Annotated in this window: 25 protein-coding genes; 14 read left to right on the top strand and 11 right to left on the bottom strand. The window is 39.7% G+C overall.

The features are described from left to right. Positions 1-4 precede the first annotated feature (4 nt). The 5 genes from lptA to GWI59_RS15330 are packed head-to-tail and all read right to left on the bottom strand — an operon-like array spanning position 5 to position 3672. Positions 5-538 (bottom strand): lipopolysaccharide ABC transporter substrate-binding protein LptA, encoded by a 534-nt coding sequence (gene lptA, locus GWI59_RS15310; protein WP_006535351.1) that lies wholly within the window; start codon positions 536-538, stop codon positions 5-7. Then, on the bottom strand, positions 519-1097 hold the full coding sequence (lptC, locus tag GWI59_RS15315; RefSeq protein WP_006535350.1) for an LPS export ABC transporter periplasmic protein LptC: 579 nt from the start codon (positions 1095-1097) through the stop codon (positions 519-521). Before lptC ends, lptA begins: the two co-directional genes overlap by 20 nt. Before the next feature lie 16 nt (positions 1098-1113). Beyond that, a complete protein-coding gene (gene kdsC, locus GWI59_RS15320) occupies positions 1114-1671 on the bottom strand; it encodes a 3-deoxy-manno-octulosonate-8-phosphatase KdsC (protein ID WP_109848406.1) in 558 nt (185 codons plus the stop codon). A gap of 27 nt (positions 1672-1698) precedes the next feature. Beyond that, entirely contained in the window at positions 1699-2673 is a 975-nt protein-coding gene (gene kdsD, locus GWI59_RS15325; protein ID WP_072063775.1) for an arabinose-5-phosphate isomerase KdsD, read from the bottom strand. A gap of 18 nt (positions 2674-2691) precedes the next feature. Further along, entirely contained in the window at positions 2692-3672 is a 981-nt protein-coding gene (locus GWI59_RS15330; RefSeq protein ID WP_072063862.1) for a calcium/sodium antiporter, read from the bottom strand. A 238-nt stretch (positions 3673-3910) separates the two neighbouring features. Here GWI59_RS15330 and mlaF point away from each other — a divergent pair, with 238 nt between their 5' ends. From mlaF to GWI59_RS15375, 9 genes are all read left to right on the top strand, one after another. Further along, on the top strand, positions 3911-4723 hold the full coding sequence (gene mlaF, locus GWI59_RS15335; RefSeq protein ID WP_006535345.1) for a phospholipid ABC transporter ATP-binding protein MlaF: 813 nt from the start codon (positions 3911-3913) through the stop codon (positions 4721-4723). Between the two features lie 3 nt (positions 4724-4726). Then, positions 4727-5506 (top strand): lipid asymmetry maintenance ABC transporter permease subunit MlaE, encoded by a 780-nt coding sequence (mlaE, locus tag GWI59_RS15340; RefSeq protein WP_072063773.1) that lies wholly within the window; start codon positions 4727-4729, stop codon positions 5504-5506. 3 nt (positions 5507-5509) lie between these two features. Continuing rightward, positions 5510-6046, top strand: a complete 537-nt coding sequence (gene mlaD / locus GWI59_RS15345) for an outer membrane lipid asymmetry maintenance protein MlaD (protein ID WP_006535342.1) — start codon at positions 5510-5512, stop codon at positions 6044-6046. 96 nt (positions 6047-6142) lie between these two features. After that, complete coding sequence (mlaC, locus tag GWI59_RS15350; protein WP_072063771.1) at positions 6143-6772, top strand: phospholipid-binding protein MlaC; 630 nt, start codon at positions 6143-6145, stop codon at positions 6770-6772. 1 nt (position 6773) lies between these two features. Next, a complete protein-coding gene (gene mlaB / locus GWI59_RS15355; protein ID WP_072063770.1) occupies positions 6774-7067 on the top strand; it encodes a lipid asymmetry maintenance protein MlaB in 294 nt (97 codons plus the stop codon). A gap of 140 nt (positions 7068-7207) precedes the next feature. Continuing rightward, on the top strand, positions 7208-7462 hold the full coding sequence (gene ibaG / locus GWI59_RS15360) for a BolA family iron metabolism protein IbaG (protein WP_006535338.1): 255 nt from the start codon (positions 7208-7210) through the stop codon (positions 7460-7462). 48 nt (positions 7463-7510) lie between these two features. Beyond that, complete coding sequence (gene murA / locus GWI59_RS15365; protein WP_072063769.1) at positions 7511-8773, top strand: UDP-N-acetylglucosamine 1-carboxyvinyltransferase; 1263 nt, start codon at positions 7511-7513, stop codon at positions 8771-8773. Positions 8774-8955: 182 nt separating this feature from the next. Then, complete coding sequence (locus GWI59_RS15370; protein ID WP_161669215.1) at positions 8956-10017, top strand: DUF2157 domain-containing protein; 1062 nt, start codon at positions 8956-8958, stop codon at positions 10015-10017. A 37-nt stretch (positions 10018-10054) separates the two neighbouring features. Then, positions 10055-10303 (top strand): CPCC family cysteine-rich protein, encoded by a 249-nt coding sequence (locus GWI59_RS15375; protein WP_072063767.1) that lies wholly within the window; start codon positions 10055-10057, stop codon positions 10301-10303. 30 nt (positions 10304-10333) lie between these two features. On the opposite strand, the gene degS is transcribed toward GWI59_RS15375, so the two are convergent. The 3 genes from degS to zapG all read right to left on the bottom strand — a co-directional run bounded on the left by degS (position 10334) and on the right by zapG (position 13634). After that, positions 10334-11401 carry an outer membrane-stress sensor serine endopeptidase DegS gene (gene degS, locus GWI59_RS15380; RefSeq protein WP_109399357.1) on the bottom strand — a complete coding sequence of 356 codons (1068 nt, stop codon included), beginning with the start codon at positions 11399-11401 and terminating at the stop codon, positions 10334-10336. Positions 11402-11608: 207 nt separating this feature from the next. Beyond that, positions 11609-13000 carry a serine endoprotease DegQ gene (gene degQ / locus GWI59_RS15385; RefSeq protein WP_109399356.1) on the bottom strand — a complete coding sequence of 464 codons (1392 nt, stop codon included), beginning with the start codon at positions 12998-13000 and terminating at the stop codon, positions 11609-11611. 229 nt (positions 13001-13229) lie between these two features. Continuing rightward, positions 13230-13634, bottom strand: a complete 405-nt coding sequence (zapG, locus tag GWI59_RS15390; protein WP_072063764.1) for a Z-ring associated protein ZapG — start codon at positions 13632-13634, stop codon at positions 13230-13232. A gap of 203 nt (positions 13635-13837) precedes the next feature. Between zapG and zapE the strand changes: the two genes are divergently transcribed. The 5 genes from zapE (at position 13838) to sspB (ending at position 18035) form a co-directional block, all read left to right on the top strand. Beyond that, positions 13838-14953 carry a cell division protein ZapE gene (zapE, locus tag GWI59_RS15395; RefSeq protein WP_072063763.1) on the top strand — a complete coding sequence of 372 codons (1116 nt, stop codon included), beginning with the start codon at positions 13838-13840 and terminating at the stop codon, positions 14951-14953. 434 nt (positions 14954-15387) lie between these two features. Next, positions 15388-15816: a 50S ribosomal protein L13 gene (gene rplM, locus GWI59_RS15400; RefSeq protein ID WP_006535327.1), complete on the top strand. Its 429-nt coding sequence runs from the start codon at positions 15388-15390 to the stop codon at positions 15814-15816. Between the two features lie 15 nt (positions 15817-15831). Next, a complete protein-coding gene (gene rpsI, locus GWI59_RS15405; RefSeq protein ID WP_004245284.1) occupies positions 15832-16224 on the top strand; it encodes a 30S ribosomal protein S9 in 393 nt (130 codons plus the stop codon). A gap of 653 nt (positions 16225-16877) precedes the next feature. Next, entirely contained in the window at positions 16878-17519 is a 642-nt protein-coding gene (sspA, locus tag GWI59_RS15410) for a stringent starvation protein SspA (RefSeq protein ID WP_072063762.1), read from the top strand. A gap of 6 nt (positions 17520-17525) precedes the next feature. Continuing rightward, positions 17526-18035: a ClpXP protease specificity-enhancing factor gene (gene sspB / locus GWI59_RS15415; RefSeq protein ID WP_006535323.1), complete on the top strand. Its 510-nt coding sequence runs from the start codon at positions 17526-17528 to the stop codon at positions 18033-18035. A 117-nt stretch (positions 18036-18152) separates the two neighbouring features. On the opposite strand, the gene GWI59_RS15420 is transcribed toward sspB, so the two are convergent. The 3 genes from GWI59_RS15420 to GWI59_RS15430 form a co-directional block, all read right to left on the bottom strand. After that, positions 18153-19421 carry an amidohydrolase gene (locus GWI59_RS15420; RefSeq protein ID WP_072063760.1) on the bottom strand — a complete coding sequence of 423 codons (1269 nt, stop codon included), beginning with the start codon at positions 19419-19421 and terminating at the stop codon, positions 18153-18155. A gap of 14 nt (positions 19422-19435) precedes the next feature. Continuing rightward, a complete protein-coding gene (gene dcuC, locus GWI59_RS15425) occupies positions 19436-20710 on the bottom strand; it encodes a C4-dicarboxylate transporter DcuC (RefSeq protein ID WP_006535321.1) in 1275 nt (424 codons plus the stop codon). 500 nt (positions 20711-21210) lie between these two features. Beyond that, positions 21211-22608, bottom strand: coding sequence for an FAD-dependent oxidoreductase (locus GWI59_RS15430; protein ID WP_006535320.1), 1398 nt, complete (start codon positions 22606-22608; stop codon positions 21211-21213). Positions 22609-22612 lie beyond the last annotated feature (4 nt).

Raw genomic sequence — 22612 nt, forward strand, 5'->3', positions numbered from 1 at the left:
AGTGTTACTTACCTTTGTTGTTAACACCAGGGCCTTTCTCTTGCAACTGGGAAGGCAGTAAAACAGTAGTCACTTGTTTACCTTTACCGCTAAAAGCTTCCATTTGCTGAGTTGGGACGAGATAAGTGATCTTATCACCGGTGATATTACTGTCTAATTGTTCAAGATAGGCTTTACCCGTTAAGGTCATTAACTCTTTATCCATTTCATAGGTCATCTTGTCGCCACGACCTTTGATTGGTTTGCCATCATCTTGTAACTGATAAAAAGTTACGGGATTACCAAATGCTTCTATAACGATTTTTTTGGAGTCACCACCTGGGCGTGTGACAACAACTTTATCAGCACGAATGTCGATAGATCCTTGTTTGATCACAACATTTTGTGTAAAGGTTGTGACGTTCTTTTCTAGATCAAGCGATTGTTTCTCTGAGTTCACAACAATAGGTTGTTGTGTGTCATCTTTAAGCGCCATCGCAGGTACACTTATCGCTAAAAGTGTGCCGATAATCAGTGTATTACGGATTTTTTGATTCATTAGGGATCTCATAATAGGTGTTTACCTTTTCAATCAGCTCTGCACGTTTCTCGCGCAGATTGCCTCGCATTTTTAAGCCGACTGATTTCAGTCCGACGCCGATAATAGTCACTTCATCATCAGAGGAAACATCCTGTGTGTCCAAATTTGCGATAGCGTTATCTGTGCTTATTCTCTGTAGTTGAGAGTCATCCGTTAAGCTATCAATTTGAACATCGCCATAAAGATAGAGCATTTTACTGTTTGTTAGCTTGGCTTTATTGGCGCGTACGGTCCATGTTGCATCCCCTGTCGGTGAATAGGTGGTTAAGACAGGGTTAGTAAACCACGTAAACTTTTGCTGAGCATAATTTTTGACATCATCAGCAACAAGTTTATATCCAAGTATACCCGTTGGCTCGTAAACAAAAGATATCGATGATTTGGATTGATAGGTTGGCTGACCATCTTCAACAATCGCACCATCACCGAGTTCAGTGTTATTAGTGTAGTTCCAGCCAATCAGCCCAAGGGCGATAATGGCAAGAATTAAGGTAAACCAGGATTTTAATTTATTCATTCTGTGTCGTTATACGTTAAATCGAAAGACCTTTAGCGTCTTCAAGCCGACCTTGCGCTAAAAGGATTAAATCACACAATTCTCGTACTGCACCACGACCACCCGCAATGCGAGTTACATAATTAGCACGAGGTGTAAGTAATGGATGAGCATCAGCTACGGCGACAGAAAGTCCCACTTTTTCCATTACAGGTAAATCAATCAGGTCGTCACCAATATAGGCTGTTTGTTCAGGTTCAAGGTTTAGTGTATCTAACAGTTGTTGATACGCCAAAAGCTTATTATGCTGACCTTGGTAAAGATATGTAATGCCAAGGGTTTTAGCACGATCTTCTAACAGTTTAGATTGACGACCTGTAATGATAGCAACCTCAATGCCTGATGTAAGCAAACAACGGATGCCATATCCATCACGGACATTAAAGGCTTTTAATTCTTCGCCATTATTACCCATGTAAATAAGTCCGTCAGACATCACACCATCAACATCACAAATCAGCAATTGGATTTTTTCTGCTTTTTTGATGATTTGCTGACTTACCGCACCATAACAAGTTTCTATCATTGTATTCATTTTTATCCTTCGAACGTTATGAATATCTTATACAACACCCGCTTGTAATAAATCATGCATATGTAAAACACCTAACAGGATATCACTATCTTGTTCTGTGACTAATAGCGAGGTGATATGTTTTGCTTGCATTAAATTTAGTGCTTCAACGGCTAAACAATCAGGGCGAATACGAATACCGCCTTTTGTCATCACATCTGAGATTTTGGCATTGTTCAGATCTATCCCTAAGTCAAATATTCTCCGTAAATCACCGTCAGTAAAGATACCGTTGATCTGCATGCTATCATCGCAAATAACGGTCATACCTAATTTTTTACGGGTTATTTCGACAAGTGCTTCACGTAAAGTGGCATCTTTAGTGACACGTGGAATATCTTCCTCTTTATTCATTAAATCACTGACATGAAGGAGTAATTTACGGCCTAATGCACCACCAGGATGAGAAAGGGCAAAATCTTCAGCGGTAAAACCACGAGCACGTAAAAGAGCGATCGCTAGCGCATCCCCCATTACCAAGGTTGCTGTTGTACTGGTTGTTGGTGCAAGACCTAAAGGACAAGCTTCTTTAGGGACTTTGATACAAAGATGAATATCAGACGCTTTCCCCATTGTACTTTGAGGCGTGCGTGTCATACAAATCAGTGTTATCTGTTTACGTTTCAGTACCGGAATAAGTGCGAGGATCTCACTGGCTTCACCTGAGTTTGAAATCGCTAGAACGATATCTTTTTCTGTTACCATACCTAAGTCGCCATGGCTTGCTTCACCGGGGTGAACAAAAAAAGAAGGTGTTCCTGTGCTAGCGAATGTTGCGGCAATCTTATGTCCAATATGACCAGATTTACCCATTCCCATGACAATAACTCGACCTTGGCAGTGAAAAATTTTTTCACAGGCAAGAGTGAAATCATCATTAATGTATTGTTCTAGTTCAGCTAATCCATCACGTTCAATATGAAGAACCTTTTTTCCTGCTTGCTGAAAATCAAACTCGGTCATTTTTTTGTACCATTTATTTTAGGTTAAGAGAGAATGTGCGACGCACAACACCGTAATATAAATAATAAAGCAAACTAATAAGAATATCCCTTTTCCGCGGTTGAGGCGTTGCTTTCGCCCTAATGAAAAGAGAGAAAACAGTAAACTGGCCACACCAAGTACAGCAAAACTAAAATAAAAAGTGTTGATATTAAATGTGCTTGGTGAAAGTAATGCTGGCATTCCTAAAACAAATGTCAGGTTGAAAATATTAGCACCTATAATATTCCCTAAGGCTAATTCATTTTCACGTCTGAGTGCGGCCACGATAGTCGTTGCTAATTCAGGTAAACTTGTACCAATGGATAGCAAGGTTAAACCAACAAAAAAGCCACTAAAATGATACTGTTGCATTAGAATAAAGACATTGTCTAATATCATTTGAGTTGCAACTGGAATAATCAGTAACGCAATAACAACCCAAAAAAGGGCAACAGAATTACGGGGATTTGTCTGTAATTCAAAACGCGTTAAGGTTTCTAAAGGTAACACGTGGCGCTCTTGTGTTAGTGTTTTATGCATTGTTTTTATCATGAGAAAAATGGATGCAAAACCAATAAAAAAGAGCAGAGTGCCTTCTCTAAGCCCTAGCTCTCCGCTAGAAACAATAATGCCAACGAGCATGATGACGATAATCATCAATGGAAGCTCTTTTTTTAGCACTGCGGACTGAATGCTCATGGGGTAAATCATTGCGCCAATACCCGCGATAAGGAGAAGATTGGTGAGTGTAGAGCCAATAGCTGTCCCGATAGCGATATCAGGTAAATTATGAACTGCGGCATCCGTTGAAATAAAAAGCTCAGGTAGTGAAGTCCCTGTACCAACAATTAAGATACCGATAACAGCGGGGGGGATTTTTAACGATTGCGCAAAAACACTCGCACCATAAACTAATCGGTCTGATGCATAAACGAGTAACATCAACCCAAGAATTAAAAGAGACAAAGTAATCAACATGCCATCAGTTTTCCAACAATGAGCGAATAAAGAAAAAACCAATAAGACAGGGCTGATAAAAAACATATTGTCAAAAGGTTTTGCTAATTAACCATATTTTGACTAGCCAAGCACGAAAAGTAAAATTAACCGTGCAATAAATTGCTAAATAGTGGTGATTTCTTTGTAACATAGTGAATGACCTGCCAAAATAGTGTAAAAATTCGTTTATGCAGACAGGCTTGAGGATGTTTTATTCATGAACGCACAATCTGACAATTTAATTGAAGTGCGCAATATGAACTTCACTCGCGGTAGCAGAAAGATCTTCTCTGAGATCAATCTTGTGGTACCGAGGGGAAAAGTGACTGCAATTATGGGCCCTTCAGGGATTGGTAAAACAACCTTGTTACGCCTAATGGGAGGACAAATCCTTCCAGATAGTGGTGAAATTTGGTTTGATGGCGACAATATTCCTGCGCTATCACGTTCTGCGTTGTATCAAGCAAGAAAGAAAATGAGTATGCTTTTTCAGTCCGGTGCCCTTTTTACCGACATGAATGTGTTTGAAAATGTAGCCTTTCCGCTAAGAGAGCATACAAATTTACCTGAAGCATTGATCCGTACAACGGTGATGATGAAACTTGAAGCCGTGGGGTTACGTGGGGCGGCAAACTTAATGCCTTCTGAATTATCAGGCGGTATGGCGAGAAGAGCCGCATTAGCAAGGGCTATTGCGCTTGATCCTGAACTGATTATGTTTGATGAACCTTTTGTTGGGCAAGATCCTATCACAATGGGGGTGCTTGTTAAGTTAATTGATGAGTTAAACCATGCGCTGGGTGTGACTTGTGTTGTGGTTTCCCATGATGTACCCGAAGTGTTAAGTATCGCAGATTACGCCTATATTGTTGCGGAACAGAAAGTTATTGCTCAAGGTAGTGCACAAGAATTACAGGATAATCCAAATAGGCAAGTAAGACAGTTTTTAGATGGGATCGCTGATGGCCCTGTACCTTTCCGTTTTCCTGCGGGAGATTATCAGGACGACCTATTAGGACGAGGAAATTAGTACGTGATAAATTTATTATCTCGCATTGGCACTAGAGCGTTGGCGATTTTTGCAACCTTCGGTAGAGCCGGCATTATGCTCTTTAGAGCATTAGTTGGTAAGCCTGAATTTCGTAAACAGTGGCCTCTTTTACTGAAGCAATTGTATAACGTTGGTGTTCAATCCTTATTAATTATCATGGTGTCTGGCCTATTTATTGGCATGGTGTTGGGATTACAAGGCTATCTTGTTTTAACAACCTTTAGTGCTGAAGCTAGTCTAGGTATGATGGTCGCACTTTCATTGTTAAGAGAATTAGGCCCAGTTGTCACGGCACTATTATTTGCGGGTCGTGCGGGTTCAGCCTTAACCGCTGAAATCGGTTTAATGAAAGCCACAGAGCAAATTTCTAGTTTAGAAATGATGGCTGTCGATCCTTTAAGACGTGTTGTTGCCCCCCGTTTTTGGGCTGGTCTTATTAGTATGCCATTGCTTTCACTTATTTTTGTTGCCATCGGTATTTGGGGTGGTGCCATTGTTGGTGTGGATTGGAAAGGGATCGATGAAGGCTTTTTCTGGGCATCGATGCAAGGTGCCGTTGAATGGCGACTTGATCTAGTGAATTGCTTTATTAAAAGTGTTGTTTTTGCCATCACCGTCACTTGGATAGCGCTTTTTAACGGGTATGACGCAATCCCAACATCAGAAGGGATTAGCAGAGCAACAACACGTACTGTTGTTCATTCTTCGTTAGCCGTATTGGGTTTAGATTTTGTGCTAACCGCACTGATGTTTGGGAACTAAGTCATGCAAAGTAAAAAAATTGAAGTTTGGGTTGGTCTATTTGTTCTGATTGCGTTAGCCGCTGTGATTTTCTTATGCCTAAAAGTGGCTGATATTAAAGAAATGGGTAATCAACCAACTTATCGCGTTTATGCCAGCTTTGGTAATATTGGTGGGTTAAAAGAACGTTCCCCAGTTAAGATTGGTGGTGTGGTGATTGGTCGCGTTTCTTCTATCACCTTAAAAGAAGAAGATGAAGGGAACTATCGCCCAGAAGTTGCTCTCGATATTCTGAGCATTTATGACCATATTCCAGAAAGTAGCTCATTGTCTATTCGTACATCTGGTTTATTAGGTGAGCAGTTCCTTGCATTGAATTTAGGCTTTTATGATGAAGCATTAGATTCTACTTTGTTAAAAGATGGGGGACGGATCACAAATACCAATTCAGCAATGGTGTTGGAAGATCTTATTGGTCAATTCCTTTATAAAACGGGTGATGGTGATAATTCAGCAAAATCTGAATCTGAACCGACTGAAGAACATCCAGCATTACCTTAATCATTAATTTCTATACGATGCACTTATACATTTAGCTAGATTTAGCGTAATAAATGCATCGTATTATTGAAACCCTATTTGAGGAGACGCGAACGTATGTTTAAACGCTTATTGATGGTCGCACTATTAGTGATAACGCCTTTTGCAATGGCAGTAGACAAAACCAATCCTTACGCATTAATGGAAGATGCAGCGCAAAAGACCTTTAGTAAATTAAAAAATGAACAGCCTGAAATTCGTAAAAATCCTGAAGTTTTACGCCAAATTGTTCAGCAAGAATTACTGCCTTATGTACATATTAAATATGCAGGGGCATTAGTGCTAGGGCCACATTATCGTAATGCAACACCAGCGCAACGTGATGCTTATTTCACTGCATTTGAAGCATATCTTGCTCAAGTTTATGGCCAAGCATTAGCGATGTATGAAGGTCAAGAGTACCGTATTGAGCCTGCAAAACCGTTCGCAGATAAAACAAATCTCACTATTCGCGTTACTATTATCGATACAAATGGTCGCCCACCTGTTCGCCTCGATTTCCAATGGCGTAAAAACAGTAAGACAGGTGAATGGCAAGCTTATGATATGATTGCTGAAGGTGTCAGCATGATCACAACAAAACAGAATGAGTGGTCAGATATTTTAAATTCTAAAGGTGTTGATGGTTTAACAAAACAGTTAGAAATCAGTGCTAAAACACCAATCACTCTGGATGAGAAAAAATAACATGTCAGCTTCGTTAAATTGGGAAAAAAAAGAGGATGTCCTCTATTTCCAAGGAACGCTAGATCGTGAAACGTTATTGTCTGTTTGGCAACAACGTAAAGCATTATTAGCTGATATTAATATCATTGATATTTCTGCTTTAGGGCATATTGATTCAACAGGATTGGCACTTTTTGTTCATTTAAAAGCAGAAATGGAAGAGCGAAATCGTCAATTTATTATTCAAGGTGTAAGTGAGCGTTTTCAAACCTTAATTACACTCTATGATCTTGATGAAATTATGAATATTGCCTAATACAGATTTTGAGTAAAGGTATTAAAAAGCCCCCTTCGTGATACTTTTATCATTAAGGGGGTTTTTGATGGTTTAAGAGTAGGGCGGATTCCATTAGGATAGACGACTGATTATTATTTTAACGTTGAGATTAAGCAATTATGGATACAAATGAAATCAAACAAGTATTAATGGACAGCCTGTCTTTAGATGAAGTCATCGTCAATGGTGATGGTAGTCATTTTCAAGTTGTCGTTGTCGGCGCAATGTTTGAGGGAATGAGCAGAGTCAAACAACAACAAACCATTTATGCCCCTTTGATGGAATATATTGCAGATAACCGTATTCACGCTTTGTCTATTAAAGCCTACACACCTGAAGAGTGGAAGAGGGATCGTAAACTTAACGGGCTTTGATTCAGTAGGTATACAGCGTACAGCAAAATAAAAAAGAGAGTTCTACAGATGGATAAATTTAGAGTACAAGGACCAACCTGTTTATCAGGTGAGGTCAATATTTCAGGCGCAAAAAATGCTGCACTGCCAATCCTGTTCGCTGCGATCCTTGCCGAAGAGCCAGTAGAATTAACGAATGTTCCTAAATTAAAAGATATCGATACAACGATTAAGTTGCTTAATCGCTTAGGAACTAATGTTGAACGTAATGGCTCTGTTTTCGTTGATGCTCGTAATATCAATGAATTTTGTGCACCTTACGAGCTGGTTAAAACCATGCGTGCTTCTATTTGGGCGTTAGGGCCGTTAGTCGCACGCTTTGGTCAAGGTCAGGTTTCTTTACCCGGTGGTTGTGCCATTGGCGCTCGTCCTGTTGATCTTCATATTACAGGTTTAGAGCAATTAGGTGCTGAGATCACTCTGGATGAAGGTTATGTGAAAGCACGTGTTGATGGGCGTTTAAAAGGCGCGCATATTGTCATGGATAAAGTGAGTGTGGGCGCCACTATCACTATTATGACTGCGGCAGTATTAGCGGAAGGCAAAACTATCATCGAGAATGCGGCAAGAGAGCCTGAAATTGAAGATACCGCCAACTTCCTTAATACATTAGGTGCTAAAATCAGCGGTGCAGGTACTGATAGCATTACGATTGAAGGCGTAGAACGCCTTGGTGGTGGCACTTATCAAATCCTACCGGATCGTATTGAAACAGGGACTTTCTTAGTTGCTGCTGCGATTTCTCGTGGTCATGTTGTTTGTCGTAATGCGAAACCAGACACATTAGATGCTGTATTGGCAAAATTACGTGAAGCAGGCGCGGATATTGAAGTAGGTGAAGATTGGATAAGCCTTGATATGCATGGTAAACGCCCTAAAGCGGTAACCTTGCGTACTGCGCCACATCCGGGTTTTCCAACCGATATGCAAGCACAATTTAGCCTTTTAAACTTAGTAGCTGAAGGTGCTGGGATGATCACTGAAACCATTTTTGAAAATCGTTTTATGCACATTCCTGAGTTAATTCGCATGGGCGCTCACGCTGAAATCGAAAGTAATACTGTGTTATGCCATGGTGTTGAAAAACTTTCAGGTGCACAAGTGATGGCAACGGATTTACGTGCTTCTGCAAGTTTAGTCCTTGCGGGGTGTATTGCTGAAGGCACAACCATTGTTGATCGTATCTATCATATCGATCGTGGGTATGAAAATATTGAAGCTAAATTACAAGGATTAGGGGCGAAAATAGAACGTTTACGCGCTAATGACTAATCTATTTTAGTTACCCTTTTTAGCGATTTAAAACCATAGCGCATTGTTGTGCTGTGGTTTTTTTTGCGCATTATTTCAATAGAATAGGATAATTCATAAGGCATTTCTTTCGTGGCAAGATACAGTAAGAAAAATAGACCTGTTTTAGAAAAATTTCTATGAGCTAAAAGGAAGAAATGAATATGCAGGTAACAAGGAAACAAGAGCGCCTAGTTCGTCAAGCACTGGATGAATGGCAACAATCTGGTGAGATTTCAGAACAACAACATCGGCAGTTAGGAAGTACATTGCACCGAATTCCTTTTGATTGGAAACGGCTGAGTCGTTATGCATTCTGGATAGCGATGGTGTGTTTGATTATTGCAGCTGGTAGCATTTTTAGTGATAGTGCATTAATTTATTATCTCATTGAAATTTTTAGTGTTTCTGAAATTATGCGTGTGGTATCTCCTGCACTTATTGCTTCAGCACTCTATTTTTGGGGATTTAAACGTCAGCGAAGAGAAACACAGTGGCATTACAGTACTGAGTTTATTCTCTTTTTAGGTGTGATGTTTACCGCTATTTTTCTTTGGCAACTAGGAGAGTTACTGGATACCGGTAGTGGTCATATTGCTCCTCTCTTTCTAATTGGTTGTGTCATTTATGGTGCAATTGGATTTATCAGTCGCTCTTCGTTGGTGTGGTTATTCTTCTTATTGATGTTAGGAAATTGGTTTGGTGCTGAAACAGGATATGTCTCTGGTTGGGGCGCTTATTGGTTAGGAATGAACTATCCTATCCGCTTTGTTTTCTTTGGCGCGGTATTATTAGCAGGTTGTTATTTTCTACAAAATGTATTGGTACAGCGCCGTTTATTTACCATGACAAAAATAATGGGGCTCACTTATCTGTTTATTGCGTTATGGATAATGTCTATTTTCGGCAATTACGATCCTGATACATGGTATTACACATCAAGTATAAAATTGTTACCTTGGGCACTGTTATTTGCTGTTGTTTCAGTTATCTGTATTTATATTAGCCTGAAAACAGATGACGGTATGTTAAGAGGATTCGGTCTAACATTCCTTGGTATTAACCTTTATACCCGATTCTTTGAATATTTCTGGGATAGTTTACATAGTGCGATTTTCTTCTTTATTTTGGCTATTTCACTGATTTTAATTGGACGGAAAGCCGAAAAAATTTGGCATGCTGTTGAACATAATGCACTCGCGAGTAAACCGAATAAAAATGAATAAAATCTCGCTTTATTCGTTATTGTTGTAGGAGATTACTTTGATAGAGAAACGCAGTTGTCACCTTCCACTCGAAGTGAGTTGTGTCGCTTGTCATTATTTTGTCTTTAAAGACAAAGATGAGGCATTTTTTGAGATCTGTCCGGTTTGTGGCTGGCAAAATGATGGTACTAAAGAAGGACAATATAGTGGTTGTAATCACAGTACATTAGAGGACTATCGCAATACCGAAACCTTTAAAGAAAGTTGCTTACAAAGTGCGACGTTTTATATGAAATCTCCTTATTAACCAATAATTAAGAAGATTTTTTGTTAGTTATTATTCTGGCTGGTATTCAGAAATAGTCACATCAACATTGAGTTCATTACCCTCACGTAATAACGTAACGGGTAATACAGTGCCGGGGCGAGTCTCTGCAATGTAATCCATCATTTCCATTGCGGAAGTTGCTGGTGCATGATTAATGCTAAGGATGATATCACCAGTTTTTATTCCTGCTTTATCCGCTGGACCATTTGGTGTGATCCTAAAAATTCGCAATCCTTGAATTTGCTTAATATCTGTATTTGATGAGCGAATTCTTGGTAATTCTTTTGCTGTGATACCAATAAAACCACGGATAACACGACCATCACGAATTAGTTTATTCATAATTTTAACTGCAAGTTCTGTCGGGATAGCGAAGCCTAATCCTTCTGCTGTAGGGCGGTATCCGTTATAGGTCCCTGAATCAAATGTCATAGTATTAATACCGACTAGTTCACCTTCGGTATTAATTAGTGCGCCGCCAGAGTTACCTTCATTGATTGAGGCATCCGTTTGCAGGAAATTTTGGTAACGGGTTGGACTTAATCCAACACGTCCTGTAGCACTGATGATCCCTTGTGTAATAGTTTGCCCAATATTAAATGGATTACCGATAGCGAGTACGACATCACCAACATGAGAAATTCGTTTAGTATTAATCGGGATTGTAGGGAGTTTATCGGCATCAATTTTTAATACCGCAAGATCGGTTAAAGGATCCGATCCAACAAGTAAACCTTCATAAAGATCACCATTTTGGAGGGCGATAAGGATCTGATCAGCATTATTAATAACATGCTGATTCGTCAGAATATAACCACGACCATCCATAATGACGCCAGCACCTAAAGATGTTAGCTCACGCCCTTCTTGAGAAAAGCTCCCCATGGTACTGCTATAAACATTAACAACAGCAGGGGCTGCTCGTCGCACCGCAGTATTATAGCTAAAAGGCGCATTGAGAAAATCGCCATTAAGTAGGCGTTCAATAAAAATAGGGCGAATTGAAGGAACTGCAATCAAAAGAATTGCTGCTGTGAGAAGACCGATTAGAGTTGATCGCAGTAACTTAGTTAACATAAAAATCCTATATTTATGTCTGACTGTGAAATTATTCGCGTAGGAGCAGTGAGAATAACATAGTTTCACTTATGAAAGCATCGCTCAGCGCATAAAATCCCCTTTTAAGCCAATGACTCTTATCAAAAATAGCTATAAAAAAAGCCCTATAATGGAAATTATAGGGCTAAGGAAATCAATAAATTAGATAGTTTTAAAGCTTACTTCTTAGCGCGGTGCATTACGTAATAGCAGATAAATTTCTTCATTACCACGTTGAATATTCAGTGCAAGAACAGGCGGTTTAGCATCAATGGCTTTGCGTAAGTCGCCTAGTGATGTAATTGGTGTATTATTGATGCCAATAATAAGATCGCCTTTCTGTAAACCAAATGCGGCTGCTGCAGAATCTTTTTCTACCGAATCGACAGCAACAGCTTTCACTTGTTTATTCACATAGTTACTTAATGTGGCACCTTGTAGTGCAGGAGAGAAGTTATCTGCTCGTGTTGCATCAGCGGATTGTTTCTCTAATGTCACTTTAACATCCATTGGTTTACCTTGACGGATTAAGCCAATCAGAATTTCTTTACCCGGAGGTGTTGTACCCACTTTAGCTCTTAACTCAGCAAAGCTATTGATTCGTTTACCATCAACTGAAATTAAAACGTCACCCGGTTTAATGCCTGCTTTTGAGGCGGATGAATCAGGTAAAACTTCGCTGACAAAAGCACCGCGTTGTGCATCAATATTAAAGGATTTCGCCAGATCAGAATTCATTTCTGTGCCACGAATACCTAAGATGCCACGTTTAACTTCACCATGAGAAATCAGTTGTTGGCTAAGATCACGCGCCATATTACTTGGGATGGCGAAGCCGATACCGATGTTGCCACCACCCGGAGCTAAAATAGCGGTGTTAATTCCGATTAACTCACCATTTAAGTTCACGAGCGCACCACCAGAGTTACCACGGTTAATAGATGCATCGGTTTGGATAAAGTTCTCTAAACCTTCCAGATTTAAACCGCTACGGCCTAATGCGGAGATAATGCCAGACGTTGCTGTTTGGCCTAAACCAAATGGGTTACCCACTGCAACTGCAAAGTCACCAACACGTAGCTGGTCCGAGTCTGCCATTTTAATTGCAGTTAAATTAGTTGGTTTTTCAATTTGCAGTAATGCGATATCTGTTTGTGGATCGCTACCAATTAATTTTGCATTAAATTCACGCCCATCATTAATTTGTAGTTGGATTTTATCTGCACCATCAACAACGTGGTTGTTTGTTAATACGTAGCCTTTTTGTGCATCAATAATGACACCAGAACCTAAGCCTTCAAAAGGGCGAATACTTTGTTGTTGTGATGGAAAATTTGGACCAAAGAAGAATTTGAACTCTTCAGGGACTTGCTGGCTTTGCACTCGTGTTCCTGAAACGTGCACACTGACAACAGCAGGTAACACTTTTTCTAACATTGGTGCAAGGCTTGGTAGCTGTTCACCTGATGGCATAACTGCAGGCAACGCGGCCATACTGGTTGCTGGAATAGTAGAGAGTGAAAGTCCGATACTCATTGCTAATGCACTAAGTAATAATTTTCTTTTTTTAGTCAACATGAATTAGAGTCTCTTGATACAGTTATCAAAATAAAAGTTGTTGCTCAAAATGAGCACGATGTCACTAAGACCTGTACTGACAGAGGAAAGTTCATTAAGACATGATGTGCTTTTCTTCCTTTTACACGGATTTACAAGACAAAAGCTATCTTTAAAACCATAGCAAATAATTGTCATTTTGTGATGTTTATTAGAAAGAAAAAACGCCACAAAATGTGGCGTTTTAAGATTAACTGTCTTTTTTCTCTGTAGGTCTGAACAATCCAGATGCCCCTTCGGAGTAATCACGAGGTGGCATTTTTATTGGGGATTGATCATTTGCAGCTTCAGATTCACTTAATCGGTAGTTAAATGGATTTTCTTGCTCAGGCATATCAGGCATGAGCTCATTAGAGCTTTTTGCCATATGTTGATAAAGCTGACGGTAATCTTTCGCCATGTTATCTAATAGTTCAGCGCTTCTAGCAAAGTGGCTGACAAGCTCATTGCGATAAGTATCAAGTTCTTCTTTTTTTGTATCTAACTCTGCTTTTATAGCATCTTGTTGGCGAAGGGTGCTGTTACCGTAACGCATTGCGAGTGCGCCGATAATAAGACCTACAACTAATCCAATCAGTGCATAAACCCAAACCATGGCAACTCCTTTTCATCTAATAGTGAGGACGATGGATTTTTATAACATCATAACCGCTAAAAGGCATGGGTGGAATAATATCCTTAAGCTTAATATGAAATTCCTGTGTTACGTTGATGTTAAAACAATTCTTAATGCTTATAATAGAGCCATTCGACAGACACAAATCAGTATGTCAGAAAATTAAGGATAAGAGGGCATTCATGACTGTTAGTACGCCGTTATCACTTTATGAAGCCGCATTGAAGCAAGGTGATTATCAACCTGATGATGTTCAGCGAAAAACTGTTCTCCATCTTCAACAGATATACCATGCATTATTAAAAGAGACTCCACCAGAAAAAAATTCGCTAACACAACGATTATTCGGGCGAATTCGCAAAAAAAAACAGATTGTTGCACCAGAACGTGGGTTATATATGTGGGGCGGTGTAGGTCGAGGTAAAACATGGTTGATGGATATGTTTTATCAAAGTCTGCCGACAGAACGAAAGCTTCGCTTACACTTCCATCGCTTTATGTTACGTGTTCAAGAAGAGCTGAAAAACTTACAAGGTCATGAAAATCCGCTAGAAATTATTGCCGATGGATTTAAAGCGCAAACCGATGTGCTCTGTTTTGATGAGTTTTTCGTTTCTGATATTACTGATGCAATGATTTTAGGTACTTTGCTTGAAGCGTTATTTGCCAGAGGCATCACGTTAGTAGCAACATCAAATATTCCACCTGACGAGCTTTATCGTAATGGATTGCAACGTTCTCGTTTTTTACCTGCAATAGAACAGATCAAACACCATTGTGACATTTTAAATGTTGATGCAGGTATTGATTATCGTTTAAGAACGTTAACACAAGCGCATCTTTTTTTATCTCCACTTAACGATAAAAATCGTCAGGAAATGGAGAGGGTTTTTTCTCACCTCGTCACCAGTGAACCACAAACCGATGTGACTTTAACCATTAATCATCGGCCGATGAAAGTCAGAAAAGTCGCTAATGGTGTGCTGGCAGTTAATTTTGCAACCTTATGTGTGGAAGCGCGTAGTCAGCTCGATTACATCGAACTTTCTAAGCATTATCATACAGTTTTATTACATGAAATGACGCAAATGAACGCGTTAAATGAAGATGTTGCGCGCCGATTTTTAGCATTAGTTGATGAATTTTATGAACGTAGAGTGAAACTGATTATTAATGCCGATGTTGAAATGAATGTGATTTACCAAGGTGATTTTTTACAGTTTGAATATCAACGTTGCTTATCACGTTTACAAGAGATGCAAAGTGAAGAATATTTAGTACAACCTCATCTCGCTTAATTTTTAATTCTTGAAGAAAGTCATCTTTCGTTATGGTAGGATGACGCAGGTTAAGTTGCTTGATGTTTTTTTCTATGAAAATAGAAAGCATTAGGTAACTTACAAGCGCTCTGGAAAGGAACAATTCTTCTCTTCAGGTAGCAAGAATTTATCAGTCAAATCAGAAAAAAGTGCTAAATTCGTTTTTTTCGCTGAAATATTGAAAAAGAATTCAATTGTTTTTCAATTATGACTCGATTTTTTTTTCTGACTTCTCTATAATCTTGCGACCCCACGTTGCAGCAAGTTTTTTATTTCCCAAAAAACTCGCATTTTAGAGTCAGCAGTGCTACTCGAAGGGGTAGGTTTGCTGGACACAAGAGTCGTGTGAACCTCAATAGTATTTGAACCGAGCGTTCACCAACGTGTAACTAAACATTGGGTAATTTTCAATAATGAAAACTTTTACAGCTAAACCAGAAACCGTAAAACGCGACTGGTACGTTGTTGATGCAGACGGCAAAACTTTAGGCCGTTTAGCAACTGAAATTGCTAGCCGTTTACGCGGTAAGCACAAAGCGGAATACACTCCGCACGTTGATACTGGTGATTACATCATCGTTTTAAACGCTGAGAAAGTGGCGGTAACTGGTCATAAACGTACTGACAAAGTTTACTACCGTCATACTGGTCACGTAGGTGGTATCAAACAAGCGACTTTCGAAGAGATGATCGCCCGTAGTCCTGAGCGTGTAATCGAAATCGCGGTAAAAGGCATGCTGCCAAAAGGGCCTCTGGGTCGTGCGATGTACCGTAAACTGAAAGTTTACGCAGGATCTGAGCACAACCACGCGGCACAACAACCGCAAGTTCTGGACATTTAATCGGGATAATAGGCAATGGCTGATAATCAATACTACGGCACAGGTCGCCGCAAAAGTTCTTCCGCACGTGTCTTCATTAAGCCAGGTAGCGGTAATATCGTAATCAACAAACGTAGCCTAGAAGTTTACTTCGGCCGCGAAACAGCACGTATGGTTGTTCGTCAACCGCTGGAATTAGTTGATATGCTGGGTAAATTAGATTTATACATCACTGTTAAAGGTGGTGGTATTTCTGGTCAAGCTGGCGCGATCCGTCACGGTATCACTCGTGCACTGATGGAATATGATGAGACTCTACGTTCTGATCTGCGTAAAGCTGGTTTCGTAACCCGTGATGCGCGTTCTGTTGAACGTAAGAAAGTGGGTCTGCGTAAAGCACGTCGTCGTCCACAGTTCTCTAAACGTTAATTTGTTATCTTTAGATATCAATTTGATGTTGAAAACCCGTCTTCACAGGCGGGTTTTTTATTTTTGACTTATTTGTACTTATTAATAATAAAAACATCATGTTGCTAATACATGGTACTGTTTTTCATAAAACAAGCTTTATGTAAGATAACAATGGTATCAAAAAACCCATTTTTTAGATTTTGCCTCTAAATAATTTTATTTTTTGATATTATAATCTTACTTTTAGGGTAGTATAGCATATTGTATTGAATTATTTGTATTAGTCCCCCTAAGTAACATGAATTCTGGTAGAATAGTGGGCTTTGGTGTCTTTCTTTCCATAACTTCATCATGTTGCTAATGGGCATGTTGATTGTAATATCTGTGATGAGTTTGAAAGTCATACCAAAATTATTATGACAATAATGATTGTTGAATGATTATTTTGGTATTACTTGATAATGATATGTGCCGCAAAGACAGGTAAGTTTTTAACCCTGTAAAATATGATTATCCCACGATAACACTGTTACAGGTAGTTACCCAATGCAGTTAATCACTTAAATGTTTATTTAGGTCTACTGCGTTTGTGTGCTTGTCTTTTAGGAATGGGGAAATGGAAAAGGCATCGTGCTAATTCATTTCTTTAATTGATTAACTTGGAGGTTTTCATGGCTGTCGCTGCCAACAAACGTTCGGTAATGACTTTGTTTTCCGGTCCGACTGATATTTTCAGCCATCAGGTCAGAATTGTCCTAGCGGAGAAAGGTGTCAGTGTTGAAATTGAACAGGTTGAAGCTGGTAATCTTCCACAGGATCTTATCGATCTAAACCCTTACCAAAGTGTACCGACTTTGGTGGATCGTGAGCTGACTCTGTATGATTCACGTATCATCATGGAATATCTTGATGAGCGCTTCCCTCATCCTCCTTTAATGCCCGTCTATCCTGTTGCTCGTGGTAGCAGCCGTTTAATGATGCATCGTATTGAGCATGATTGGTATTCTTTAATGAATACCATTGAAAAAGGAACTGAACAGCAAGCAAATGCTGCTCGTAAACAGTTAGCTGAAGAGCTATTGGCTGTATCTCCTGTGTTTAAAGAATATCCTTACTTTATGAGTGAAGAGTTCAGTTTAGTAGATTGCTATCTTTCTCCTCTGTTATGGCGTTTACCAGTGCTCGGTGTGGATTTAAGCGGTGCTGGTGCTAAAGATGTACAAATTTATATGCAACGTGTTTTTGAGCGCGATTCATTCCTTGCCTCATTAACTGAAGCAGAGCGTGAGATGCGCTTACCTTCAAGAGGGTAATAGAATATGGAGATTATGGATATGTCTCCGCGTCGTCCGCATTTATTACGTGCGCATTATGATTGGATCATTGAAAACGATTTAACACCTCATCTTGTTGTTGATGTGAATGTTGTTGGTGTTCAAGTTCCGATGGAATATGCGCACGATGGTCAAATTGTACTAAATATTTCATCTCGTGCAGTAGATGACTTAGAGTTAACGCCGTATCAGGTTTTATTTAGTGCAAGCTTTGGTGGCATACCTCGTAAAGTACGAGTGCCTATAGCTGCTGTTATGGCTATTTATGCGAGAGAAAACGGTGCGGGAATGATGTTTGAGCCAGAGCCTGCTTATGAATCTGGTGCATCATTAGAGTTTGCTGAAGAGGAACATCAAGAGTCTTCAGAAGCACCTGTTGGTGAAGTTTTATCATTGGTGACTGAGAAATCTGTTTCTGATGATGCCACGTCACCTGATGATGATCCTGAGCCACCTCGCCCAACGGGTCGACCATCATTGCGTGTTGTGAAATAAGAAATTAACTTATTTGCATTAATGAAAAACCCAGTTCAAGTGAGCTGGGTTTTTTGTGCACAAAAAAAGCGCCCTATATTGCTATTGAGCGCTTTATTGGATTGTATTACTGAAAAACTATTTCAGCAGTTCTTCTAAACAGCCAGTATAAAGGTTAACAGCTGTCATCAATTGTTTTTCATCGAAATCAAAGCCTGCTTGATGGTGACCTGCGGTTCTATCGGCACCAACAACGAAGTACAGTGATTTACCACCACAACGTTGTACACGTTTTGCTAATACTGTTGCATCTTCACTGCCACCAAATGGGCGCGTTGCAACGGCTGTTAGTTCTGAGTGTTTACCCACAACTTTGGTCATTACATCAATCAATTCTTGGTCATTCGTTAAGTCAACGGCTTCACCCATAATTTCACTTTCCATTTCTAACTGGAAGCTATGTGCTGCACCTTCAGCCATACGTACAGCATTTGCTGCCATAAAGCTGTTGATCTCTTCGTTTTCACCACGAACTTCGATTTGCATTTCAGCATTAGCTGGGGTGACGTTACGACCTTCACCGGCTTTTAATACACCGATGTTGATACGTGACATTCCTTTACCGTGGCGAGAAATACCCAGCATTTGTGTTGCTGCATGGCAAGCGCCTGCTAATGCATTACGGCCTAATTCTGGTTCTGCACCTGCGTGAGATGGCGCACCTTTAAAACGGAAGTCATATTTAGTGGTACATAAGAAATGTGTTGGGTTAATAACAATTTCACCACTGTTTGCGATAAAGCCTAAGTGTGCACCTAAGAAGTAATCTGCATCATCTGCGATACCACTTTCAGCCATTGCTCGCGCGCCACGAACACCTTCTTCTGCTGGTTGGAATAAAATTTTAACTTTACCAACCACTTTATCTTTATTCTCAACTAACCAGTGAGCAACACCTAAACCGATAGAGATATGTCCATCGTGACCACAAGCGTGCATCTCACCCGCGTGACAAGAAGCAAAGTTTTCGGCATGAGGACGGTGTTCAGTTTCAGTTGCTTCGTTAACACCTACACAGTCGATATCAAAACGCAGTGCTACTGTTGGACCTGCTTTACCACTGTCAAAGATAGCCACACAGCCTGTGAGTTCTTTCATCTCATCAAGCAGTGCTTCATCAACATTGTGTTTTCTTGCGATAGCCAGCCCTTTCTCAACGACTTGGCGACGACGACCAAAAGCGAACTCTTGGTTGATAACTTCAGGGCCAACTTTAACTTCTAAACCTAAGCTACGTAATTCTTTAACGATCTTTGCTGTTGTAAGAAATTCAGACCAACCAATTTCTGGATATTGGTGAAATTCGCGACGCCATTTAATTAATTTTTCGAGATTAAGAGCTGACATATTCATTTCTCCACTTATAACATGAATAACGCAACAGCGATGACGCCAATAATCATACCTGGTGCAGTACGTTTTGCGATTTCCATAGGGTTAATATTTGCAAGGCCAGCACAAACAATCGCGGCGCCGGCTAGTGGTGACATAGTACGACCTAATGCGCCAGATAATGCAGCAGCCATACCCATATCAGGAATTTCATAACCAAATTGTGCAGCATGTGGTGTGACTGTTTCGTTGAATGCGAATGCTGCCGCGTCACCAGAACCAGTAATAATACCCATTAAGAATGGCCCTAAAGTACCACCCCAGCGAGCAAATTCAGGAGAATGCGTTAAGAAGTTGATGAACGCGTCGATTAAACCAGATGCTTTCAGACCTGCTGCGAATACGGCAGCTGCAATGATGATACCCAATACATCACCATAAGCATTACCCATACCTTTAAAGAACTCTTTCGTAATTTGAGCTGGGTTAGTTAACGTGATGAACAGCGCATAGATAGAACCGATTAACATTGCCGCGGGTACAGACAGTTTAAATGTACTGAAAGACTCGAAGAATGGCAGAATTAACAGGATTAATGGGACAAAAGGTGCTGTTGCATATAAGTAGTTAGGGCGAACAGCTTCTGGTGTTGCTTGTGCCGATGAAGATGATGCATCACCAGCAACAGAAGCCATTTTGAACTCTTTTTTCACTAGAGCAACAACAGCGAGCGAAACGGCAGCAATACCACCCGCCATTAAGCTGTATGGGCTATGGCGAGCGATTAAATCAACCACTTCCATATTTGCCATGTTTGCAACGAAGGCGTTATGTGACATACCTGGGCTTAGCATTGAGCCGATAGTACCACATAATACTGCACCACCAGCGATAGCTGGGTGAATACGAGCTGCGATTAATAATGGAATGAGTGTCGCACCAACCGCTGCTGCGCAACCTGCTGCTGATGGGATCGCGATATTAATAAAATACGTTACGACAACGGTAGCTGGAATAAGGAAGAAGCCAAGACGAGTCATTACTTTTGATAATACGTGCACCAGATGCATATCACATTTGGTGTATTTCATAACATAAGCAAAACCCATACTCGAACAGATTGCTTGAATTAATGATGAAGAAACCATGCGCTCGCTAAATGCGGTAAACGCATCTAATGGGCTCAGACTTAAAATACAGAGTAATAAGCCGGCACCAATTAGCACCATTCGGGTTTCATATTTTTTTATTAGCAAATAGACAGTTACGATAATAACGGCTACTGCGATAAGTTGCATCACCATAGTGATCCCCTAGTTAATTATGACAATTTTATGAAAACGAACCTAACATCAATAAATTATATTTTTCTGTAAAGTTATTAGGTGACTCCATTATGAAGTTGGTTGGTTGACAATATTTGATTGTTATCAAATTTAATAGCTGAAATAAAATCTATTTTTTTAGACTGTGATGTTATTAACAAATGCTGTAAAGCAATGACTATTAAAAGATGACGGAAAGGTTAAGCAAAAAGAGATAAAGTAAAAAATACGAAAATAAATTATATTTAATATAGATCCGGAGTGTTATTTTGATACAAAAAAGAATATCGATTTTTATCAAAATATTATTCTATACATTATATTAAATGCTAATGAGAATGATTTTTGTCTGATATTTGTATTATCCTTAAATACTATTTATTAATTTTACCGATAGTATTGAAAAATTATCCCACTTAAATTAAATGGGATAATAAACAGGAGAGATTGTTATTTTAAATAGCGAAAACAAAAAATGTTTAACATGATAAATATCGCAATATGCCTTCGGCAGCCTCTCTTCCTTCTGCTATTGCGGTTACCACAAGATCAGAGCCTCGTACAATATCACCTCCAGCAAACACTTTAGGGTTTGTTGTTTGATTTGGTATTTCTTTATTATCTAAAATAATAATTCTGCCTGAAGATGCATATTCAATATTATTTTCATCTAACCATGGATAATGTGCAGGTTTAAAGCCAAATGCCAGAATAACCGCATCGGCAGATAACAGGTGCTCACTTCCTTCAATCGGTGTTAATGTTTTATCGCTTTGAGTTTTAATAACACGAATACCGACCACTTTATTTTGATTATCGACTTCAATATCTATAGGTTGAAGATTAAATAAAAATTCTCCACCTTCTTCTTTAGCATTTTTTACTTCGCGTTTTGAACCCGGCATATTGCTTTCATCACGACGATAAACACAAGTCACTTTATTTGCACCTTGCCGAATTGCTGTACGCACACAGTCCATTGCCGTATCACCACCTCCTAATATCACAACATTTTTATCTTTAAGGTCAATATAAGGTGTTTGAGGATCTTCGTTATATCCCATTAAATAACGAGTATTACCAATTAAATAAGGTAGTGCGCTATAAACACCATGAGCATTTTCATTAGGAAAATGCCCGCTCAAACTGTGATAAGTGCCCAATCCTAGAAATACAGCGTCATATTGTGCGATTAGGGTATTAAGGGCGATATCTTTGCCTATTTCCGTATTAAGGCAGAACTCAATACCCATTTCACTGAATAATTCGCGACGTCGGATCATCAGTGATTTTTCGAGTTTAAAAGAGGGGATCCCAAACGTAAGTAATCCTCCAATTTCTGGATGCTTATCATAAACAACGGGTTTTACACCTTGTCGAATAAGAACATCTGCACAGGCAAGGCCCGCAGGGCCTGCGCCGATAATCGCGACCTTTTTATCGGTCATTGTGACGTGAGAAAGATCAGGGCGCCATCCTTGTGCTAAAGCGGTGTCATTGATGTAACGTTCAAGATTGCCAATTGTGACGGCACCAAAATCATCATTAAGTGTACAGGCTCCTTCACAAAGTCTATCTTGAGGGCAAACACGACCACAAATTTCAGGCAAACTGTTGGTTTGATGAGAAAGCTCAGCAGCTTCAATAATGCGCCCTTCATTTGCAAGCTTTAGCCAGTTAGGGATGTAATTATGAACAGGGCATTTCCATTCACAATATGGATTACCACAGCCTAAACAGCGATCAGCTTGCGCAGAGGCTTGCTGTGGTGAAAAAGCCTCATAGATTTCAACAAACTCAATCTTACGAATTGCTAATGGTTTTTTGGTCGGCTCAATACGATTTAAGTCGATAAACTGATACACATTCTGACTCATAATA

The organism is Proteus sp. G2673 (assembly GCF_009915125.1).
Classification (GTDB): Bacteria; Pseudomonadota; Gammaproteobacteria; order Enterobacterales; family Enterobacteriaceae; genus Proteus; species Proteus penneri.

Excerpts from the sequence above, each read along its gene's own strand:
- lptA (WP_006535351.1), bottom strand. The coding sequence starts at position 538 with ATGAATCAAAAAATCCGTAATACACTGATTATCGGCACACTTTTAGCG.
- lptC (WP_006535350.1), bottom strand. The coding sequence starts at position 1,097 with ATGAATAAATTAAAATCCTGGTTTACCTTAATTCTTGCCATTATCGCC.
- kdsC (WP_109848406.1), bottom strand. The coding sequence starts at position 1,671 with ATGAATACAATGATAGAAACTTGTTATGGTGCGGTAAGTCAGCAAATC.
- kdsD (WP_072063775.1), bottom strand. The coding sequence starts at position 2,673 with ATGACCGAGTTTGATTTTCAGCAAGCAGGAAAAAAGGTTCTTCATATT.
- GWI59_RS15330 (WP_072063862.1), bottom strand. The coding sequence starts at position 3,672 with ATGTTGATTACTTTGTCTCTTTTAATTCTTGGGTTGATGTTACTCGTT.
- mlaF (WP_006535345.1), top strand. The coding sequence starts at position 3,911 with ATGAACGCACAATCTGACAATTTAATTGAAGTGCGCAATATGAACTTC.
- mlaD (WP_006535342.1), top strand. The coding sequence starts at position 5,510 with ATGCAAAGTAAAAAAATTGAAGTTTGGGTTGGTCTATTTGTTCTGATT.
- mlaC (WP_072063771.1), top strand. The coding sequence starts at position 6,143 with ATGTTTAAACGCTTATTGATGGTCGCACTATTAGTGATAACGCCTTTT.
- mlaB (WP_072063770.1), top strand. The coding sequence starts at position 6,774 with ATGTCAGCTTCGTTAAATTGGGAAAAAAAAGAGGATGTCCTCTATTTC.
- ibaG (WP_006535338.1), top strand. The coding sequence starts at position 7,208 with ATGGATACAAATGAAATCAAACAAGTATTAATGGACAGCCTGTCTTTA.
- murA (WP_072063769.1), top strand. The coding sequence starts at position 7,511 with ATGGATAAATTTAGAGTACAAGGACCAACCTGTTTATCAGGTGAGGTC.
- GWI59_RS15370 (WP_161669215.1), top strand. The coding sequence starts at position 8,956 with ATGCAGGTAACAAGGAAACAAGAGCGCCTAGTTCGTCAAGCACTGGAT.
- degS (WP_109399357.1), bottom strand. The coding sequence starts at position 11,401 with ATGTTAACTAAGTTACTGCGATCAACTCTAATCGGTCTTCTCACAGCA.
- degQ (WP_109399356.1), bottom strand. The coding sequence starts at position 13,000 with ATGTTGACTAAAAAAAGAAAATTATTACTTAGTGCATTAGCAATGAGT.
- zapG (WP_072063764.1), bottom strand. The coding sequence starts at position 13,634 with ATGGTTTGGGTTTATGCACTGATTGGATTAGTTGTAGGTCTTATTATC.
- zapE (WP_072063763.1), top strand. The coding sequence starts at position 13,838 with ATGACTGTTAGTACGCCGTTATCACTTTATGAAGCCGCATTGAAGCAA.
- rplM (WP_006535327.1), top strand. The coding sequence starts at position 15,388 with ATGAAAACTTTTACAGCTAAACCAGAAACCGTAAAACGCGACTGGTAC.
- rpsI (WP_004245284.1), top strand. The coding sequence starts at position 15,832 with ATGGCTGATAATCAATACTACGGCACAGGTCGCCGCAAAAGTTCTTCC.
- sspA (WP_072063762.1), top strand. The coding sequence starts at position 16,878 with ATGGCTGTCGCTGCCAACAAACGTTCGGTAATGACTTTGTTTTCCGGT.
- sspB (WP_006535323.1), top strand. The coding sequence starts at position 17,526 with ATGGAGATTATGGATATGTCTCCGCGTCGTCCGCATTTATTACGTGCG.
- GWI59_RS15420 (WP_072063760.1), bottom strand. The coding sequence starts at position 19,421 with ATGTCAGCTCTTAATCTCGAAAAATTAATTAAATGGCGTCGCGAATTT.
- dcuC (WP_006535321.1), bottom strand. The coding sequence starts at position 20,710 with ATGGTGATGCAACTTATCGCAGTAGCCGTTATTATCGTAACTGTCTAT.
- GWI59_RS15430 (WP_006535320.1), bottom strand. The coding sequence starts at position 22,608 with ATGAGTCAGAATGTGTATCAGTTTATCGACTTAAATCGTATTGAGCCG.